This is a genomic window from Campylobacter sp. BCW_6465, assembly GCF_001762815.1.
In the GTDB taxonomy this organism is placed as follows: domain Bacteria; phylum Campylobacterota; class Campylobacteria; order Campylobacterales; family Campylobacteraceae; genus Campylobacter_D; species Campylobacter_D jejuni.
In genome coordinates this window covers 80,613-99,763 of the sequence record NZ_MJXN01000087.1, presented here as the reverse complement: position 1 = coordinate 99,763, position 19,151 = coordinate 80,613, and the positions used below count along the sequence as shown (strand labels likewise).

Here is a 19,151-nt window from a genome sequence, read left to right as displayed (position 1 = left end):
TGCGGAATTTATTATGAATGTGGTTTTGCTTGAGTGGCGTATTTTACACCCAAATCAAAAGCTTTAGCATTTGCATCACGAGTTTTTGCAGGAACCATATGAAGCATAGTTTCCTTTAAAACATCTAAATCTATACATTTGCTCATATAAGCAGCAATTGCAAGTGCTACAACTGATTGAGTAGCCACATTTCCTACCTCATCTTTAGCTATGGTAATAATAGGAATTTCAAAAATTTGCCATTTTTTATAATCTTCACTTTCAGGATGCACCAAATTTGGCTCTACAACTATGATGCCTCCTTCTTTTACACCGCCACGAAAACCTTTATAGCCCTTATCTGCAGTCGAAAGCATAAAGTCTATCTCCCCTTCTACAGCATAAGGAAATAAAATTTCTTTATCATCAATGATAATATCCACTTTAGTAGGACCGCCACGTACTTGTGAAGTATAAGTTGAAGCCTTAAAAGCTTGACGGCCTTCTTTAATGGCTGCTTCTGCTAAAATTTCTCCTGCAGTGATAACACCTTGTCCGCCTTCACCGCCAAATCTTAATTGATATTTCATTTTAAAGCTCCTAAATCCACCATTCTTTTTTCTTTGGCTGCACGACGTACTTCTTCATAAGCGCGGCAGTATTCTGGCTGAGAATTATCTTCATGTAAAATTCCTGTTGGAAATTTATCTTTTCTTTCTTCAAAATCCATGCTTTCAAATTTAGCTTTATCCACAACGCGATTTTTAATCCAATCAAGCATAGCTACAGCTTCGCCCATTTTGTTTTTTCTACCTAGATTGATATGACAATTTGAAAAAACATCTACAAAACTATAACCCTTATGCGCTAAAGCCTTATAAATTAAATTTTCAAGCTTATTAGCTTCGATCACATTACCCCTTGCCACAAAAGAAGCTCCTGCAGCTTTAGTTAATTCACACGCATCAAAATTTGGATCAATATTTCCAAATTGAGCTGTTACTGTATAAAAACCTTTTGGAGTAGTTGGACTTGTTTGAGAATTCGTAAGTCCATAGATAAAATTATTGATCACAATATGTGTTAAATCGATATTTCTACGACAACCATGTATGGTATGATTTCCACCAATTGCCAAAGTATCCCCATCTCCACTTACTACAATAACATGTTTACTAGGATTGGCTAATTTAATACCTGTTGCATAAGCTATGGCTCTACCATGAGTTGTATGAACTGTATTGCAATTTACATAAGAACTCATTCTACCACTACAACCTATACCCGAAACAAGACAAACATCATCCATATTCCAACCAAGTTTTTCTATTGCACGGATAATACATTTTAAAACAACACCATCGCCACATCCCCAGCACCACTGAGTAGGCATTTTATCTACTCTTAGATATTCATCATAATTAAAAGCCATTTATATACTCTCCTTTACCTTAGCAATAATTTCACTTGGAGTGATAGGACGACCATTTGCACGGTGCAAGCTAATAAAATCGCGACGCGAAGTTACTCTTTCAATCTCTTCAAGATATTGCCCCATATTAAGCTCGCTTACCATTACTTTTTTAAATTTGCTTACAACTTCAGCGATTTTTTTCTCAGCCACTGGATAAAGAGTAATTGGACGGAAAAGTCCCACTTTAATCCCTTGTTCTCTTAATCTTTGTATAGCTTCTTTTGCTGAACGACTCACGCTTCCATAAGCAATGATTAAAAATTCAGCATCATCAAGCATATACTCTTCATAAGAACAAATATCTTCTTGATTGTTTTTAATTTTACCTATGAGTCTTTCCATATTTTTTTTCACTATGACTCCATCTTCAGTTGGAAAACCTATATCTCCATGATGAAGTCCTGTAACATGATAACGATAACCTGTAAAGAAAGGATTTAAAGTTGCAGGCTCATTTTCTCCTGCTGCATAAGGTTTATAATCCTTTTTATCTCCTTCAAATTTTTTACGGTTATAAACTTTAATATCTTTTAAATCAGGTAAAACCGCTTTACCATTCATGTGCCCTACAGTTTCATCCATAAGCAAAAATACTGGAGTCATATATTTTTCAGCTAAATTAAACGCTCTAATGGTTTCTATATAAGCTTCTTCAAGACTTGCAGGAGCAATAGCAATACTTGCAAAATCCCCATGAGTTGGTGCTTTAGCTTGAAACAAATCTCCTTGTGCTACACGAGTTGGAAGACCTGTCGAAGGACCACCTCTCATAACATTTACAATCACAAGTGGAATTTCAGCAATAAATGCAAGTCCTATTTGCTCTGCTTTTAAAGAAATTCCTGGACCGCTACTTGCAGTCATGGATTTTACTCCACTCATTGCCGCACCAATAGCCACGCTAATACCTGAAATTTCATCTTCCATTTGTATAAAAGTTCCATCATTTGCAGGAAGCATATGACTTAGCTCGTGAGCTATCTCACTACTAGGGGTAATAGGATAGCCTCCAAAAAATTTACATCCACAATCAATCGCAGCTTTGGCGATTAAAACATTACCTGTTGCTATAACTTCTCTCATTATTTTTCCTATGTTAATTTTTTGTATTTGTTATTTTTTACGGCTACAGCTCTATCTTTAGCCTCAGCAGTAAGTTTGGCAAATTTAAATTCATCTCTTTTTGCCACCATAATAGCAAAATCAGGGCAATGTGTCTCACACTCGGTACAGCCTATACAGGATTCAGGGTGTACCACCTCTATCATTTGTCCTAAAACCGCATGCACATCATTGCGCATAGCTAAAACCCCAGCGGGGCAATAGCTAACACAAATATTACATGCTTTGCATCTATGCTCATCTACCCAAACAGGGGTATCTTTTGGAGCTGTCATACTCATGTTTTTCCTTTATCAACCTAATATTTTTTGAATTTCTTCACCAATTAAAGCCGGAGAATCCACCACATGAATTCCGTAACTTTTCAAAGCTTCTTTTTTAGCCGCAGCACTTTCATCAGCACTTCCTACTATGGCACCTGCATGCCCCATTCTTTTACCTTTTGGAGCAGTTGCGCCTGCAATGAATGCTACCACAGGTTTGCTAATATTTTCTTTAATAAATTTAGCTGCTTCCACTTCCAAACTACCACCAATTTCACCTATCATTACAATAGCTTTAGTTTCATCATCTTTTTGGAATTCACTTAAAAGTTCTTTATAAGCAAGACCTATGATAGGATCACCACCAATTCCTACTGCAGTAGAAATTCCATAACCACCTTGAACTACCTGATTAGCAGCTTCATAAGTTAAAGTTCCACTTTTTGAAATAAGCCCCACGCAACCTTTTTTAAAAATAAAACCTGGCATAATACCTAATTTGCATTCTTCAGAAGTGATAATACCTGGACAATTTGGTCCAATGATTTTCATACCCTTTTTATTGGCATATTGCTTAGCAAACATCATATCTTTTACAGGCGTATGCTCGGTGATTACAACTGCAAGCTTAATACCCGCATCAGCTGCTTCAATCACGCTATCACCCACAGCAAAAGCAGGTACAAAGATCAAGCTCACATCAGCCTTTGTTGCTTTAACCGCATCTACAACGGTATCAAAAACTGGTTTACCTAAATGAGTTTGTCCGCCTTTATGAGGGGTGACACCTCCAACTATATTTGTACCATAAGCCATGCATTGCTCAGCGTGAAAAGTTGCTTCTTTACCTGTAAAACCTTGAACTATTACTTTTGTATTTTTATTAACCAATATACTCATTTTCTATCCTTATCCTACTAAACTTTTTACAAGCTCTGCACCATTTTTAAGATTGGTTGCTGCTTTGATATTTTTAAGATTTGAATTATCTAAAATTGTCTTTGCTTCTGCTGCGTTAGTGCCATCAAGACGCACTACAATTGGAATATTTACCTCAACATTCTTAGTAGCTTCTAAAATTCCATTTGCTATCCTATCACAACGAACAATACCACCAAAGATATTGATAAATATAACTTTTACATTCTTATCTCTTAAAATGATTTCAAAAGCCTTTGCAACAGTTTCAGGAGAAGCTCCCCCGCCTACATCTAAGAAATTTGCAGGTTTTGCACCACTATAATTAATAATATCCATAGTTGCCATTGCTAGACCCGCACCATTTACCATACAAGCTACATCTCCATCTAATTTCACATAGCTTAAGCCAAATTCAGCCGCTTCTCTTTCAGCAGGATTTTCTTCAGTAATATCTCTAAGTTCAGCAATTTCAGGATGACGATAAAGCGCACTATCATCAAAACTGCATTTTGCATCAAGGGCATAAAAATCCCCTTCTGCAGTTTTAATTAAAGGATTGATTTCAAGCATATTCATATCTTTATCCATGTAAAGCTTATAAAGTTTAGCTATCATAGAAATGAGTTTTTTGCCTTCATCTTTATCAAGTCCTAAAACTCTCGCTACTTCAAGTCCATGAAACATTTTAAAACCAATTTGTGGATCAATGCCTACTTTTGCAATTTTTTCAGGACTTTCTTTGGCTACTTTTTCTATATCCATCCCTCCTTCACTTGAAGCGATAATGGTAATTTGCTCTGCCATTCTATTAAATAAAATAGCCAAATAATACTCTTTTACTATATTAGCGCCACTTTCTATATAAAGTTTTTGCACGAGCTTACCTTCAGGTCCTGTTTGATGAGTTACTAAATTCATTCCTAAAATTTTACTTGCATAATCTTTTACCTCATCTAAATTTTTAGCGATTTTAACACCACCACCAAGACCACGGCCTCCTGCATGAATTTGAGCTTTAACCGCCCAAACACTACCGCCTAATTCTTTAGCATTAGCCACAGCTTCATCTACGCTAAATGCAACTTTTCCCTTTAAGGTAGGGATACCATTATCCGCAAAAATTGCTTTTGCTTGATACTCATGTATGTTCATTTATTCTCCTTTATATTGATATTTGATTAAAGATTTTTCCAATTTGTCTTTTTCTTGTGAACTAAGATCTAATCTCATGATTTCAATCACACCTTCAAGTCCTAATCTTGCCATAACTCCCAAGGCTTTGTTTTGCACTCCAAATTCTCCATGTAAAATCACACTCATGGGTAAAAACTCGCCACTTCTTATGGACTCAAGCATTCTTATGCAAGCACTAGCAGGGGCTAAATAAGCTGAAGTTTTAAGATGTTTGATTACTTTAGCTCCACCTGTTTTAACTTCATTTTCCAAATCATCAAATTCTTCTTCATTTAAAAATTCGCTTATATTTTTATTTTTAACACTTGCGTAAGATTTTACCAAAACCATATCATCATTATGAAAACCAATAAGTCTTGTATCCACGCTTGACATTTTGACATTAAGTTTTTTGGCAAGCTCATACTTAAATCTTGCATTGTCTAAAACTCCCGCCATGGCTATAATTTTCTTTGATGAAAAAATTCCGCTTTCATAAAGAGTATTAAGTAGAAAATCCACAGGATTAGTTAAAATAATAAAAAGCGGATCTTCTGTAAAATCTTTAATTTTTTTAGCGCAATCAAGCATAATGTTTGTATTCAACTGAAGCAATTCTTCTCTACTTTGCCCATCTTTTCTAGCAAAACCTGCACTAAAAAGCACTATATCTGAATTTTTGGTATGAGTATAATCTTTAGTGCAAAGTAAATCTATATTTAAATTTAAAGCAGCTATGCTTTGAGTAAGTTCTAGTTCTTTTGCATAAAGTAAATCCTCATTGATATCTACTAAAACAATTTCATTTGCTATTTCTCTTAAAATCAAAGCATAAGCTACGCTTGAGCCCACATTACCAGCCCCTATAACAGTAATTTTCATCTTTGTCCTATTTTTTCTAAAATAGCGTTAAAAGTTGCACTTGGACGCATGATTTTATTTGCTTTTTCATCATCAAATTTATAATATCCACCCAAATCCACTTTCACACCTTGTGCATCATTAAATTCGGCTCTGATTTTTTCTTCATTAGAAGAAAGCTCTAGGGCAATATCTTTAAAAAAGCTTTGAAGCTCCATATCACTTGCTTGTCTTGCTAAATGATTTGCAAAATACATTGCTAAGTAAAAATGACTTGTTCTATTGTCATCTTCTTTAACTTTTCTTGATGGAGCTTTATTATTTTCAAGCCATTCGCCTATAGCCTCATCAAGACATTCTGCTAAAACCTTAGCTTTATGATTACTACACTTATTTGCATAAAATTCCAAACTTGCTTGCAAAGCCAAAAATTCACCCAAACTATCCCAACGCAGATGATTTTCTTCGACTAATTGTTCTACTTGTTTAGGTGCTGAACCCCCTGCTCCTGTTTCAAACATAGCTCCACCCTTTAACATAGGCACAACAGAAAGCATTTTTGCACTTGTTCCAAGCTCTAAAATAGGAAAAAGATCGGTTAAATAATCCCTTAAAACATTACCCGTGATAGAAATAACATCTTTACCTTCTCGGATTAACTCTAAACTTCTTAAACAAGCTTCTTTTGGAGCTAAAATGGCTATATTTCTACCCTTTTCTTTTAAACGATTTTGCACCAAAGTTATCATGATTTTATTACTAGCTCTTTTGCTATCTAACCAAAAAATAGCTTCGGCTCCACTAAGTTCTGATCTTTCTATACCTAAATCAATCCAATTTAGCACCGCATCAAATTTAGCCTGATTAACTCTATAAATATCACCTTTTCTAACCTTATGTTCTAATAAAACTTTACCGTTAGAAACTATTTTAAAAGCTCCTTCTTCTTTAGCCACAAAGGTTTTATCGTGCGAGCCATATTCTTGGGCCTTTTTAGCCATTAAACCTACATTAGATACACTGCCAAGTTTTGAAGGATTTAAAGTACCATTTTTATGCAAATCTTCAATAACTGCTTCATAAATAGTTGCGTAAGTTTGATCAGGAATTACGGCATTTGTGTCCTTTTCCTTACCTTCCTTATCCCACAATCTTGCGCCATTTTTAAGCATTGCAGGCATAGAAGCATCAACAATAACATCGCTTGGAATATGAAGATTTGTAATGCCTTTATCTGAATTTACCATAGAAATATCTGCAGATTTAGCTAAAATTTCATTGTATTTTTTTAAAATTTCATCTTTTTTACTTGAATTTTCGATCTTACTTAAAAGCTCACTTAAACCATTATTTGGATTAATACCTAATTTTTCAAATTCATCTTGAAATTCGATAAATAATTCTTTAAAAAATACTTTTACCGCATAACCAAAAAGTATAGGATCACTTACTTTCATCATTGTAGCTTTTAAATGCAAAGAAAAAAGCACATCATCATCTTTGCTTGCTTTAATTTCTTTTGCATAAAATTCCTGAAGTTTTTGCACATCCATAAAAGTAGCGTCTAAAATTTCATTTTTTTCAAGTTTTAAGTCCTCTTTTAAAATTTCATTTTTACCATCAATACTTGTAAATTCTATATTAGCCACACAATCTTGATCGATTAAAACCGCTTTTTCATTAGAGAAAAAATCCCCTTCTTTCATGTAAGAAACACGAGTTTTTGAGTTTGGATTAAACTCAACCGCACGATAAGGATTGTTTTTTGCATAGTCTTTTACTGCTTTTGTTGAACGACGATCTGAATTTCCTTGTCTTAATACAGGATTAACCGCTGAACCTAAAACTTTTTGATATTTTGTTTTAATTTGCAATTCTTCATTATTTTTTGGCTCATCTGGGTAATTTGGTAACATATAACCCTTAACTTGCAATTCTTTAATCGCCGCCTTAAGCTGAGGAATAGAAGCTGAAATATTTGGGGTTTTAATAAGATTTGCATCCGATCTTTTGACAAGCTCGCCTAAAAGCCCTAAAGCATCTTCACATCTTTGTTCCTCTTTTAAATACTCACTAAAAGTAGCTAAAATCCTTCCAGATAAAGAAATATCCGAGGTTTTTACTTCTATATGCGCTCTACTTAAAAAAGCTTTCACTATAGGCAAAAACGAATAAGTCGCAAGAGCTGGGGACTCATCTGTTAAGGTATAAGTAATTTGCATTTTTAGTCCTTTAAAAACTTATTTTTATTTTCATTTTTAAGTATATTACAAATAAAAAAAAATGCAAGAGTAAGTTTAAAGTTTGTTTTAGTTTTCAAACAAACTTTAAATATTTTTAATTAAGTAAATTAGCAGGAAGTTGTATGATATTTTTAATAAGATTAAAAGGGGTTTTTAGGGTATCTGTTAAAATTTCGGTATGAAATTTAGGGTCATCTATACTTCCATCTATTTTTAAGTTTGTGCTAATTTCTTGATTTTTACCTAAAATTACATAATTTAAAATTGGAACCTTGGATATAGCTTCTGAAGCTGATTTTAAAGTTTTAAGCTCTAAACTAAAATCCACTGTATTTAATCTTAAATTTGCTGATCCTAAACCATATATATCTACACTATCGCCATTTAAATTAATAGCTGAAACACTTAAAAGATCTTTTTTCCTATTAAAAATAATCTTTCCATCATGCAAGCTTAAACCTTTTTGATTAAAAGTTGGAGATTTAAACATCAATAAACTTGGTACAGTATCAATAAAGGAAATAAGCTGATTTACACCTTTTAAATCCTTCACATAAGTGTTTTTAAAATCGATCTGTCCGTCAAAATACTCCAATCCACTTCCTTTTATACTTAAGTTAAACACTCCATCTTGAACAGCTTGTTTTTGTAAAAACTCATTTAAATAATTATCATCAATATTGCTAACGTTTAAATTTAAATCATTAGAAGAATAATAAAGATCAAATTTTGCATTTCCTCTAGAACCTTTAAGATCCAAAGCATTGCCTTTTAAATCAGCCTCTACCCTATCAAAAGCCAAAGTTTTATTAGAATCTGGCAAAATTAAAGCTACATTTGCTCCACCAAAACTAATATTTTGGGTATTAGTAGAAATATCAAATGTTGAATTTGAAGAGTTGGAATCTTTTCTATAAATATAACTTAAATTTTTCAAATGAATTTCTTTATTATCAGAACTTATTTTAGCACTTGCTGTATCACTTTGAGTATGAATTTCTATAATGCCTTTATTTTTTACAATATCAAAGCTATCATTTTCATAAGGAGTTTGACCGTTGATAAGTAAATTATTTTTAAAATAAGCATCATTAACGCTTGCATTAAAATCTTCGAAATTTAAAGTTTTATAATAAACATTTTTAGCATCGATAAACCCAAACTTTTTAAGCAATGGAGAAAATGAAAATAAAATCTTAGGATTACTAAGATTAGCCTCAAGTCCATCTTTAAAATTTAAAATCAAATTCCACTGAGGAATGCTAATGTTAACATTTTGCGAATAATCTAATTTTACTTCTACATTTTGATTTTTTAAATCTAAAAGCTCCCCATTGTCAAAATAAAGCCTTGAAATCTGAGTATTGAAATTTCCTTGCTGTTTTTGCAAGTCAAATTTAGCATTAAAATCAGCTTTTAAAAAGCCATTTTCAACACTAGCATTTTCTATATTTAAATTATTTTGATTTAATTTGACAAATGCTTTTGCAATATTAAAATCAGCCAAAGAAATACTAGCATTCTCTAAAGCTAAAATACCACTATAAAAAATTTCACCCTTATCATGAAAATCAATTTTAAGCTCTAAATCACTTTTAATTTTTCCGCTTTTTTGATAAAAAGGTAATGAAAAATGATAATCTTCCAAAGCTTTAGCAAGTTTTTCGTCAAATTTTAGATTATTAGACTTAATACGCAAATAAATCCCAGCTTTTTTTTCATCAAATAAATCATATAGATAAACCTTACTAGAACTTAAATCAGCACCATTATAGAAAGCTTTATTAAAGACAAAATCAAGCTTTTGTTTGTTTAAATTTAAATCGAGTTTTGGAATTTCAATAGCATTCATTTTATCATCCAAACGAACTTTGACATTATTAACATAACCTGATGCGCTAATATTGTCTAAATAATAATTATTTTTAGTAAAATCTATAAAGCCCTGCAAATAATCTAAATGATAAAATTCTCCCTTAGCCCTATATGCCATCCAAAGATTTAAACTCTGTGGAAGTTCTATTCTTTTATTAACTCTTTTAAAAATTTCCGTAATATTTCTAATATTTAAATCTTCTATTTTATAAGCTAAATTTTTATCTTTGTAAGAGATACTTGCGTTAAAGTCAAGCAATTCTCCAGTTGCTCTACCTTGAAAATAATAAAACTCGCTCTTAGTATTGATACTTAAATTTCCATCAATATTTAAATCATAATCTTTTAATAAAAGTTTTTTAATACCAGCTATAAGTTCTTTATTTTGACGCTGTAATGTTAATTTTAAAAACAATAAATCATTATCTATAAAAAATTCATTATCTTTAAATAAAATACGCACATGATTATCTTTTATATTTAAATTTTGTATATCAATCTCTTCAACAAAAGTATATAGATATTTTAAATTTTTTGTTATTTTTAAAATCTCTGTTGAAGCATTATCAGAAGAGTGAGTTTGTGATGAAATTTCGGAATTTTGAGTCTCATTTATAGTGATATTTTTTGCTCGTACAATTAATTTTTTATCTAATTTAATATATAATTGTTCTAATTTTAAAAAATCAAATTGGATACTAGAGATGACAATCCCATTTTTAAGCACTATAAACAAAGCTAATATAAGCACAACAAAAAATACAACAATATATAAAATTTTCTTTTTCATACGCAACTTCTTTTTGATATTTATTTTGGGGATTTTTTATTATCTAACTCAGCCTTTAAAAAGCAATTCTGTGGTATTTATTCCCCAAGGTTCAATTTCTCAAATTATAACATATTTAAAGCAAAATAAATATCAGATGAGTAGTATTGATAAATATATTTTATTTTTTTTAGGACACCCTCAATCAGGCTGGATCAACATAGGTACAAAAGATTTAAATAGAGCTGAATTTCTACATAAACTCACTATTGCTAAAGCAGCACTTCAAACCATTACTCTTATCCCAGGGGAAACAAGTGTAATCTTTTTAGAACAAGCAGCCAAACAACTTGGACTTGATAAAGATATACTTTTAAAAGAATTTCAAGCTCAAGCTCCTTATGATGAAGGAGTTTTTTTACCAGAAACTTATAAAATCCCAAAAGGCATTACAGAAAATCTACTCATTCAAATGCTTTTAAATCATGCTGAAATTTCCAATAAAAAAACTTCTGAGAAAATTTTTGGGGATTATAATCCAAAAAAATGGCACCAATATATCATCATCGCTTCTGTAATACAAAAAGAAGCTGCCAATGAAAATGAAATGCCTATAGTTGCAAGCGTAATTTACAATCGACTTAAAAAAGGTATGAAGCTTCAAATGGATGGAACTTTAAATTATGGAATTTACTCCCATGTAAAAGTTACCCCACAAAGAATAAGACAAGATAATAGCTCTTATAATACCTATAAATTTACGGGATTGCCTAAAGAAGCGGTTTGTAATGTTTCTTTAGCTGCTATTCGTGCAGCTATTTTTCCTTTAAAAACAGATTATTTATATTTTGTGCGTGATAAAAATACTGGAGTTCATATTTTTAACACAAATATAGATGATCACAATAAAGCTATAAATTTACAAAAAGGAAAATAATTTTGATATTTTTATACAAAATAATTAAATTGGAACAGTATTTGCTTGCTAATATTAAAAATTATAAAAAGGATAAAAAATGATTAACCCATTTAAGTCAAAAGAACTAGTCACTGGTGCTTTAGCGGGTAGAAATCTAAGAAATCAACTCATCAATGCCAATCTTGCAAATGTTGATACTCCTTTTTATAAAGCAAGAGATATTGAATTTGAAACAGCTTTGGTAAATCGTGCAAATGAAATTTTTAAAAAAAATGATAATAAAGAATTGCAATTAGCCGTAACTGAAGAAGGACATCAAAAACCTTGGAAATTTCCAGATCCTAGTAAATCTACTATTTACTTAAGAGACGGACATTTAGCAAGAAATGATGCAAATACTGTTGATCTAGATGTAGAAACCACAGAAATGAGCAAAAATACAGTTATGATAACAGCTCTTGATGGAGTTTTAAGAAGACAAAGCAATATCTTTAGTTCTATACTTGACGCAAGCTCTAAATTAAGTTAAAGGTAAATTATGGCATACTTAAGTGATTTTGATATTAGTGGTTATGGTTTAAGTGCTCAACGTTTTAGAATGAATGTTATTAGCTCTAATATAGCTAATGCAAACACTACAAGAACAGCTGAGGGTGGGCCTTATAGAAGACGCGAAGTGATCTTTAAAGCAACAGATTTTGATAAGCTTTTAAATGAGCAAATTAACAAAGATAATAATTTTTTAAAATATGAAAATCCTTTAAATGATCCAAGTTCGCCAGAAGAAGCTAAACCTGCTATTCAAAGTGTTGTAGTGGATAAAGTGGTCAGAGATGACAAAGATTTTCGTATGAAGTATGATCCGAGCCATCCTGATGCAAATGCTGAAGGTTATGTAGCGTATCCAAATGTAAATCCTGTTATTGAAATGGCAGATTTGATTGAAGCTACAAGAGCTTATCAAGCCAATGTAAGTGCTTTTACAAGTGCAAAAACTATAGCTCAAAGTGCGATTGATTTATTAAGAGGATAATAAAAAATGAACAATATTAATGATTTAAGATTAAATAATAATATTTCAAATACCAACAAAAGTCAAAATTCCACAGGAATTGGTGATGAATTTGCCAAGATGCTTAAAAATGAAATCGATGATTTAAATAAAGCACAAGAAAGTGGAGAAGCTGCAATGACAGACATTGCCACAGGACAAGTAAAAGATTTACATCAAGCAGCTATAGCTATCACTAAAGCTGAAAGCAGTATGAAATTTATGCTAGAAGTAAGAAATAAAGCGATCAGTGCTTATAAAGAAATCACAAGAACTCAAATTTAAACCCTAATGCAAGAATATAAAAAAAATAGGGTTTCAAAAGTTGCCTTTGCCTACTGCATGGCACTTTTGTTTATGATTATTTTTATCAGCTCTACTTTTTTTCTTACATCAAAACGTCATATACCTAACACTGAAAAAGATCAATACGCTCTTGCTCTAAGAGGATCGATTATAACTAAAGATAATTTTACTATCACAAGTTCTAAACAAATTTATCGTGCTGAAATTGATCTTAGAAGTATCAACAAAGATAAATTTGATCTATTTTTAAAGCTTTTTCAAATTTATAGTGGGATAAGTAACGATCAAATAGCAGATATTAAAAAAAGAATGCAAAATCAAAAAAAACGTTCTTATAATTTTGTTCTTTTACAAAACTTAGATTCCAAGCAAGCAAGCTACCTTAAAGACCTTGCTAAAAAACTTTATATACAAGGCTTTTTCAAAGCTTTTACAAATAATTCTGGAAGAGTTGAAACAAGAGGATTAAATATCATCGAACATGAAGAAGATAGAATTTACATGTCAAAAGATTCTTTTACTCCTATTATCGGTTATACTAAAATGATATTAGATCCAGAAAGTGGAATTTTAAAAAATATAGGAGTTAAAGGTTTAGAAAAATACTACGATGAATGTCTAAGTCCTGTTCAAAATGAAAAAATTCAAGGACTTAAAGATATAGGTGGAAATATTATTTTAAATCTAAATTCACTACAGCAAAAAAAGATCAATGGTTGTGATTTATATTTAAATCTTTCTTTGAAACTACAAAAAAGCATAGAAAAAGCTATAGATCAAAGAAATGAGGATTTAAAAGCCAATGAAATCATCGTTGGGGTAATGGAAAGCAAAACAGGAAGAATTTTAGCTTTAGCAAGCTCAAGGCGCTATGACCCGCAAAATCGTGGAAAAGATCTATCAGTTCTTAATGCAAGTGCTATAGAATACGGCTATGAAGCAGGTTCTGTTATAAAACCTTTTATCTTTACAACAGCCTTAAGACTTGGTAAAATAAAAATGGATGAAGTCATTAATACTTATGGCGGTTCTTATAAGCTAGGACGTTTCACCATCAAAGACGATCACAAAATGGACAAAATGACTATGGAGGAAGTTATAAGATATTCTTCAAATATAGGCATGATACAAATTGCTAAAAGACTTAACAATATAGAAATCGTATCAGGACTTAAAATATTTAAATTTGGCGAAAAAAGTGGTATTGACCTACCCTATGAACAAAAAGGAGAAATTCCAAATCCTAAGCGCTTAAGAGATATAGAAAAATCTGTTTTAAGTTATGGTTATGGACTTAAAACAACCTTTATACAACTCCTTGCAGCTTATAATGTTTTCAACAATGATGGGTTTTATATCACACCGCGTTTAGCTGAAAAATTCTATCAAAATGGACGCTTTACAAATCTTGATAATGATGTAAAAAAAGAAAAAATTCTTTCTAGCGAAGCCACTAAAACGATGCAAAATGTTCTTATAAATGTTATAGAAAAAGGAACAGGAAAAAAGGCAATTACACAAGGTATTATTGCAGGAGGTAAAACAGGAACGGCAAGAATAGCCGAAAGACAAGGTTACACCTCAAATCGCTACAATGCATCCTTTTTTGGTTTTGCAAATGATTTAAATCACGCCTATACCATAGGAGTTCTCGTAAGACATCCTACTAAACCTTATAGTTATTATGCTGCACAAAGTGCTTTGCCTATGTTTAAAGATGTTGTTGATATTTTAATCAATGAAGAATTTCTAACGCCTATACAAGACAATAACCAAACTAACACAAACAACTAGTTTGATATATCTTTAGAAAATATCACCTCAACAGCACCTATAAGTTCTTCAGCAATCTTAGCAGCAAAAGTTGTATCATTAAGTATTGAAATTCCTTCAGCTGTTGTGATTTTTCTTACTGAAATAAGATGTTCAACATTGCTCAAGGTTAAAGTATCGATTTCTTTTAAAATTTCTTTTCCTTTTTGAAGATTTTTAATAATCAAATAAAGCTTTTCACGATCTTCAACCACTCTAAGCTCTTCGATACTTCTTAAAAGCTCTCCTAAATTCGATCTAATTTTATTATACTCTAAAGCCAAAAATTCATTAGAAGAACTAGAATATTTCTTAATATTTGCTTGGATAATTTTTAAATTTTTAGTTGTTTCGACTAAATTTTTAGCTGCCATCTTAAAGGTAAAAATTTTATGATTCTTTGTTTCATCGTTAATATAAACTTGTGCTTTAGTTGAAAAATCAATAATAGCTTCAAAAAGAACCTTTATCCTAGTTTGATACAAATAGTCCAAATCCACATTTTTACTAAACCACCTTTTATTTTCTAAAATTTCTTTAAAACTTTTATCACTTTGTATATCTTTACGACTAAAACCTATAGCATGAGCAACAATTGCATAGGTATTGTTATAAAGATGCTCGCTTTCTTTCCTTAAAGCTTCGATGGCTGTGTCGCTAAACTTAACCAAACTACTATCAAGATATAAAGGTTTGTCTTTATTCTTATCTTTAGGAGCTTTTACTATCTTATTTAAAAAAAGAACAATTTGAGGAGTAAAGAATGAAAAAAGCACAACACCAATTAAATTAAACAAAGTGTGAAATAATGCTACTTTCAAAGCTATATCTTCTATGTTTAATATAATGGATAAAAAATTAAGAAAATGTATAAAATAAGGAAAAATAAGCACTATTAAAAAAGCTATACCAAAATTAAAAATACAATTTGCAAACGCTAATTTCTTTCCTTCAATATTGGTACTTAAAGAAGCTAAAACAGCCGTTACAACCCCTCCAACACTAGTACCTAAAGTTGCTGCTAAGGAATTTTCCAAACTGATTTGTCCAGCAAGTAAAGCAGCAACAATAATAGCCATTGTAGCTGTGCTTGATTGTATAACTCCTGTAAGCAAAGCACCTAATCCTAAAAAAACAAAAACTCCTTTAAAACCAGCAAAATCAAAGCGAGAAAGATCAATTATATGTTTAAAATTTTCAAAACCACTTTTAATATAATCCACACCCAAAAAGAAAAATCCTATACCAATAAAAATATTACCCAAACCCTTTAATACACTATCTTTTTGAAAGAAAAATAATACTCCAATAATCAAAAGTGGGATAGCTAACATTGAAATTTTAATATTTGTCAAACCAACAATCAGCCAAGAACTTGCCGTATTTCCTAAATTTGCTCCAAAAATAATCCCTATGCCCGCACCTAAAGAAATAAGCCCTGCACTCAAAAAAGAAATCGTAATAATAGAAACTAAAGTTGAAGATTGCATAATTAAAGTACTTAAAGTACCAAAAAGTATACTTTTTATCTTTGTATCAGTTGACTTTGCTAAAATTTTTTCAAGCAAACCACCACTAAAAGCTTTAAAACCTATACCTAAATTAGTCATTCCAATAAGAAGTATTGCCACTCCTGCTAAAAGATTGGCAAGCTCGTCATAACGAATTAAAATAAAAATCAGAACTAAAGTAAAAATGCTCCATGAAATAAATTTAAAATATTTTAAAGAATTTCTTTCCTCTTGCAATACCTAACCTTTTAATTTTTCAAATTCATTCATCAGAAATTCTCTTAAATTTTCAGCTTCTTCTTCGCCTTTTTCTAGATACTCAAGTAATAAATTTTCCAATTCCTTTAAAAAAGAAAAAAGTTCATTTTGCCAGATACTATCGTTTTTATTACTCAAATTCATGGTTTGTATGAAAGTCAGCTCCCTGCTTAAATCCCCAAGTTTTTCTAAAAATTCATCTTTTTGATCAGAAATTTTTAATGCTAAATTAGCATTTTGGATATTTTCTTTAAATTCTCTGATTTTTTCATCGATTAAATCACAAAATTTCGGATAAATATCCATTTTAATAGGCTCTAAAAGAGTTCGCTCATCTATATTTAAAGTAAGCTTTTTAACAGCAAAATAAAGAGCTAAAAAAGACAAAGCTGCTATGAGTAAATAAATTCCTAGCATTAATAACCCTTAAGGGCTAGCATTCCGCCATCTAAATTGATGCTTTCAAGTCCCAATTTTTCAGCTATAAATTCAGCTGCAACCATGCTTCTATGACCACTACGACAAATAAAAGCAAGTTTTTTATTTTCATCTCTTTTGCTTTGAAATTCATCTAAAAATTTAGCATTTAAAAGCCCTTGATTATCATATAAAGCTACACATTGCGCATTAGGTAAAATGCCTTCTTCCCATTCTAAAGGAGTACGCACATCAAAAATTTGATATGCGTTTAAATCTTGCTTTGTCCAAAGACTCGCAGGGATATTTTCTATCATGAAAAAGCCTTGTTGATGATTTTTGTAAGGCTTGCATTAAATTCAGCAGGATTATCCACACCCATACCTTCGCTTAGTTTTGCCATATTTAAAACCAAAGTTGCTATATCTGCACTAAAGGTTTCGTTATTTTTAAGACCTGTAAAAATAGCGTGTTTTGGATTGATTTCTAAAATAGGTTTGAAATTTTGTTCTTGACCCATTTGTTTTAAGAGTTGTTGCATAGCAAAATCAGGTTTATTTTTATCATAAACTATACAACTTGGGCTATCTTTTAAACGACTGGTTAGTCTTACATCTTCAACTTGATCTTTTAGAAGTTCTTTAAATTTAGCTACAAGTGGAGCAAAAGTATTTTTTTCTTCATCGCTTAGTTCATTTTTATCTTCTACTTGATTGATGGCTACAAATTTCAAACCTTCAAATTCTAGCATAGGAGTTACTAAAGAATCAATCTCATCGTCCATGAGTAAAACTTCTATATTTTTTTGTTTATACTCTTCAAGTAAAGGAGAGGTTCTTAATAAACTTTCATTATTTCCTGCTATATAAAAAATTTCCTTTTGTTCGCCTTGAAGGTCATTTTTATACTCCTCTAAAGAGCGTAAATTTTCACCTTTAGTGCTTTTATAAAGCATGAGTTTTAAAAGACCGTCTTTTTCTCCACCAAAACCATAAAGTCCTTCTTTTAATACCTTGCCAAAGGTTTTAAAGAAAGATAAGTATTTTTCTTTATCATTGTTTTTTAGTTTTTCAAGTTCACCTAAAATCTTTTTAACGCTAGCTTCTTTAACACCTTTTAAAATTTGATTTTCTTGTAAAATTTCACGGCTTACATTAAGCGGCAAATCTTCTACATCGATAATCCCACGCACAAAACGCAAATAAGTTGGTAAAAGTTCTTTATCGTCATCACTGATAAATACGCGTTTTACATAAAGTTTTAAGCCACTTTGATAATCCACACGGAATAAATCAAAAGGTGCATTTTGTGGTATGAAAAATAAAGAATTGTATTCTAATTTTCCTTCGCTTTTAGTGTGAAGATAAAGTAAAGGTTTGTTTGAATCATGAAAATTTTGCTCATAAAATCTTTCATAATCTTCTGCTTTAAGGCTTGATTTTTGCATTCTCCATAAAGCATTGGCTTTATTGATTTGAGAAATTTTAAGTTCAGTTTTCCCTTCTTCTTCGCCTTCTTTAGCAGGAGTAAATTCTTCTTTTTCCATGAAAATTGGAAATTGAATATGATTAGAATATTTTTCAATAATGCTTTCGATTTTATAAGTATTAGCAAACTCATCATCTTTTAAATATAAAGTAATGCTTGTTCCTTGTTCTTCTTTGTTTGCGTCATCAATCTCATAACCATTTGCATCAGAACTCCAAAGATAAGCTTTATCATCTAAAGCTTTTTTACTTAAAACTTCGATTTTACTAGCCACCATAAAAGCAGAATAAAAACCTACTCCGAATTGTCCTATGAGTTGAGAATCTTTTTTAGCATCACCGCTCAAATTTTCTAAAAAGCTTTTAGTACCGCTTTTTGCTATGGTTCCAAGGTTGTTGATAAGATCATCTTTATCCATACCTATACCATTATCACTAATGCTTAAAGTTTTTTTATCTTTGTCAATTTTGATTTCAATTTTAGGTTCGAATTTTAAGCTTTTATATTTATCATCACTTACACTCAAAAAATTAAGCTTATCTAAAGCGTCGCTTGCGTTTGAAATAAGTTCTCTTAAAAAAATTTCTTTATTAGAATATAAAGAGTGTATCATAAGCTGTAAAAGCTGATTTACTTCGGTTTGAAATTGCATTTTAATCTCCTTTGTAATTTTTTAAAGTGGTATTTTAGCAAAAAATACAAATTCTAA

At 31.1% G+C, this 19,151-nt stretch carries 18 protein-coding genes; 5 read left to right on the top strand and 13 right to left on the bottom strand.

Features of this window, described 5'->3' with window-relative positions:
- Positions 1–11: 11 nt before the first annotated feature.
- The 9 genes from AJ886_RS06265 to AJ886_RS06225 form a co-directional block, all read right to left on the bottom strand.
- Positions 12–569, bottom strand: a complete 558-nt coding sequence (locus AJ886_RS06265; protein ID WP_002870949.1) for a 2-oxoacid:acceptor oxidoreductase family protein — start codon at positions 567–569, stop codon at positions 12–14.
- Positions 566–1,411: a 2-oxoglutarate ferredoxin oxidoreductase subunit beta gene (locus AJ886_RS06260; RefSeq protein ID WP_070240561.1), complete on the bottom strand. Its 846-nt coding sequence runs from the start codon at positions 1,409–1,411 to the stop codon at positions 566–568. The genes AJ886_RS06265 and AJ886_RS06260 overlap by 4 nt, the downstream gene beginning before the upstream one ends.
- Positions 1,412–2,536, bottom strand: coding sequence for a 2-oxoglutarate synthase subunit alpha (locus tag AJ886_RS06255; protein WP_070276566.1), 1,125 nt, complete (start codon positions 2,534–2,536; stop codon positions 1,412–1,414).
- A gap of 8 nt (positions 2,537–2,544) precedes the next feature.
- Positions 2,545–2,856 carry a 4Fe-4S binding protein gene (locus tag AJ886_RS06250; RefSeq protein WP_070287401.1) on the bottom strand — a complete coding sequence of 104 codons (312 nt, stop codon included), beginning with the start codon at positions 2,854–2,856 and terminating at the stop codon, positions 2,545–2,547.
- 12 nt (positions 2,857–2,868) lie between these two features.
- Complete coding sequence (gene sucD, locus AJ886_RS06245; RefSeq protein WP_044779927.1) at positions 2,869–3,738, bottom strand: succinate--CoA ligase subunit alpha; 870 nt, start codon at positions 3,736–3,738, stop codon at positions 2,869–2,871.
- 9 nt (positions 3,739–3,747) lie between these two features.
- Positions 3,748–4,911 carry an ADP-forming succinate--CoA ligase subunit beta gene (sucC, locus tag AJ886_RS06240; protein ID WP_002855069.1) on the bottom strand — a complete coding sequence of 388 codons (1,164 nt, stop codon included), beginning with the start codon at positions 4,909–4,911 and terminating at the stop codon, positions 3,748–3,750.
- The gene (locus tag AJ886_RS06235) at positions 4,912–5,814 is read right to left on the bottom strand and encodes a malate dehydrogenase (RefSeq protein ID WP_053872536.1); all 903 of its coding nucleotides are present in this window, start codon (positions 5,812–5,814) and stop codon (positions 4,912–4,914) included.
- Positions 5,811–8,015: an NADP-dependent isocitrate dehydrogenase gene (locus AJ886_RS06230; RefSeq protein ID WP_070276570.1), complete on the bottom strand. Its 2,205-nt coding sequence runs from the start codon at positions 8,013–8,015 to the stop codon at positions 5,811–5,813. The genes AJ886_RS06235 and AJ886_RS06230 overlap by 4 nt, the downstream gene beginning before the upstream one ends.
- Positions 8,016–8,130: 115 nt before the next feature.
- Complete coding sequence (locus tag AJ886_RS06225; protein ID WP_070276572.1) at positions 8,131–10,701, bottom strand: DUF3971 domain-containing protein; 2,571 nt, start codon at positions 10,699–10,701, stop codon at positions 8,131–8,133.
- Here AJ886_RS06225 and mltG point away from each other — a divergent pair.
- The 5 genes from mltG (at position 10,616) to AJ886_RS06200 (ending at position 14,750) form a co-directional block, all read left to right on the top strand.
- Complete coding sequence (gene mltG / locus AJ886_RS06220) at positions 10,616–11,617, top strand: endolytic transglycosylase MltG (protein WP_044778761.1); 1,002 nt, start codon at positions 10,616–10,618, stop codon at positions 11,615–11,617. The two genes, AJ886_RS06225 and mltG, sit on opposite strands and share 86 nt — an antisense overlap.
- Before the next feature lie 79 nt (positions 11,618–11,696).
- Positions 11,697–12,128 carry a flagellar basal body rod protein FlgB gene (flgB, locus tag AJ886_RS06215; RefSeq protein WP_002854879.1) on the top strand — a complete coding sequence of 144 codons (432 nt, stop codon included), beginning with the start codon at positions 11,697–11,699 and terminating at the stop codon, positions 12,126–12,128.
- Positions 12,129–12,137: 9 nt separating this feature from the next.
- Positions 12,138–12,632, top strand: a complete 495-nt coding sequence (gene flgC, locus AJ886_RS06210) for a flagellar basal body rod protein FlgC (RefSeq protein WP_002855235.1) — start codon at positions 12,138–12,140, stop codon at positions 12,630–12,632.
- Positions 12,633–12,638: 6 nt separating this feature from the next.
- Positions 12,639–12,935: a flagellar hook-basal body complex protein FliE gene (fliE, locus tag AJ886_RS06205; RefSeq protein WP_002856884.1), complete on the top strand. Its 297-nt coding sequence runs from the start codon at positions 12,639–12,641 to the stop codon at positions 12,933–12,935.
- Positions 12,936–12,941: 6 nt separating this feature from the next.
- Entirely contained in the window at positions 12,942–14,750 is a 1,809-nt protein-coding gene (locus AJ886_RS06200; protein ID WP_002870954.1) for a peptidoglycan D,D-transpeptidase FtsI family protein, read from the top strand.
- Here AJ886_RS06200 and AJ886_RS06195 read toward each other — a convergent pair.
- From AJ886_RS06195 to htpG, 4 genes are read right to left on the bottom strand one after another with little or no spacing between them, the layout of a single operon-like run.
- Entirely contained in the window at positions 14,747–16,516 is a 1,770-nt protein-coding gene (locus AJ886_RS06195; RefSeq protein WP_052857920.1) for a Na/Pi cotransporter family protein, read from the bottom strand. The genes AJ886_RS06200 and AJ886_RS06195 overlap by 4 nt on opposite strands.
- Before the next feature lie 3 nt (positions 16,517–16,519).
- Positions 16,520–16,954 (bottom strand): hypothetical protein, encoded by a 435-nt coding sequence (locus AJ886_RS06190; RefSeq protein WP_044778764.1) that lies wholly within the window; start codon positions 16,952–16,954, stop codon positions 16,520–16,522.
- Entirely contained in the window at positions 16,954–17,271 is a 318-nt protein-coding gene (locus tag AJ886_RS06185) for a rhodanese-like domain-containing protein (protein WP_002872637.1), read from the bottom strand. Before AJ886_RS06185 ends, AJ886_RS06190 begins: the two co-directional genes overlap by 1 nt.
- A complete protein-coding gene (htpG, locus tag AJ886_RS06180) occupies positions 17,268–19,094 on the bottom strand; it encodes a molecular chaperone HtpG (protein WP_002921604.1) in 1,827 nt (608 codons plus the stop codon). The genes AJ886_RS06185 and htpG overlap by 4 nt, the downstream gene beginning before the upstream one ends.
- Positions 19,095–19,151: the final 57 nt, after the last annotated feature.

What these genes read in the sequence shown, in the direction of transcription:
- AJ886_RS06265 (WP_002870949.1), bottom strand. Translation starts at nt 569, where the DNA reads ATGAAATATCAATTAAGATTTGGCGGTGAAGGCGGACAAGGTGTTATC.
- AJ886_RS06260 (WP_070240561.1), bottom strand. Translation starts at nt 1,411, where the DNA reads ATGGCTTTTAATTATGATGAATATCTAAGAGTAGATAAAATGCCTACT.
- AJ886_RS06255 (WP_070276566.1), bottom strand. Translation starts at nt 2,536, where the DNA reads ATGAGAGAAGTTATAGCAACAGGTAATGTTTTAATCGCCAAAGCTGCG.
- AJ886_RS06250 (WP_070287401.1), bottom strand. Translation starts at nt 2,856, where the DNA reads ATGAGTATGACAGCTCCAAAAGATACCCCTGTTTGGGTAGATGAGCAT.
- sucD (WP_044779927.1), bottom strand. Translation starts at nt 3,738, where the DNA reads ATGAGTATATTGGTTAATAAAAATACAAAAGTAATAGTTCAAGGTTTT.
- sucC (WP_002855069.1), bottom strand. Translation starts at nt 4,911, where the DNA reads ATGAACATACATGAGTATCAAGCAAAAGCAATTTTTGCGGATAATGGT.
- AJ886_RS06235 (WP_053872536.1), bottom strand. Translation starts at nt 5,814, where the DNA reads ATGAAAATTACTGTTATAGGGGCTGGTAATGTGGGCTCAAGCGTAGCT.
- AJ886_RS06230 (WP_070276570.1), bottom strand. Translation starts at nt 8,015, where the DNA reads ATGCAAATTACTTATACCTTAACAGATGAGTCCCCAGCTCTTGCGACT.
- mltG (WP_044778761.1), top strand. Translation starts at nt 10,616, where the DNA reads ATGACAATCCCATTTTTAAGCACTATAAACAAAGCTAATATAAGCACA.
- AJ886_RS06225 (WP_070276572.1), bottom strand. Translation starts at nt 10,701, where the DNA reads ATGAAAAAGAAAATTTTATATATTGTTGTATTTTTTGTTGTGCTTATA.
- flgB (WP_002854879.1), top strand. Translation starts at nt 11,697, where the DNA reads ATGATTAACCCATTTAAGTCAAAAGAACTAGTCACTGGTGCTTTAGCG.
- flgC (WP_002855235.1), top strand. Translation starts at nt 12,138, where the DNA reads ATGGCATACTTAAGTGATTTTGATATTAGTGGTTATGGTTTAAGTGCT.
- fliE (WP_002856884.1), top strand. Translation starts at nt 12,639, where the DNA reads ATGAACAATATTAATGATTTAAGATTAAATAATAATATTTCAAATACC.
- AJ886_RS06200 (WP_002870954.1), top strand. Translation starts at nt 12,942, where the DNA reads ATGCAAGAATATAAAAAAAATAGGGTTTCAAAAGTTGCCTTTGCCTAC.
- AJ886_RS06190 (WP_044778764.1), bottom strand. Translation starts at nt 16,954, where the DNA reads ATGCTAGGAATTTATTTACTCATAGCAGCTTTGTCTTTTTTAGCTCTT.
- AJ886_RS06185 (WP_002872637.1), bottom strand. Translation starts at nt 17,271, where the DNA reads ATGATAGAAAATATCCCTGCGAGTCTTTGGACAAAGCAAGATTTAAAC.
- htpG (WP_002921604.1), bottom strand. Translation starts at nt 19,094, where the DNA reads ATGCAATTTCAAACCGAAGTAAATCAGCTTTTACAGCTTATGATACAC.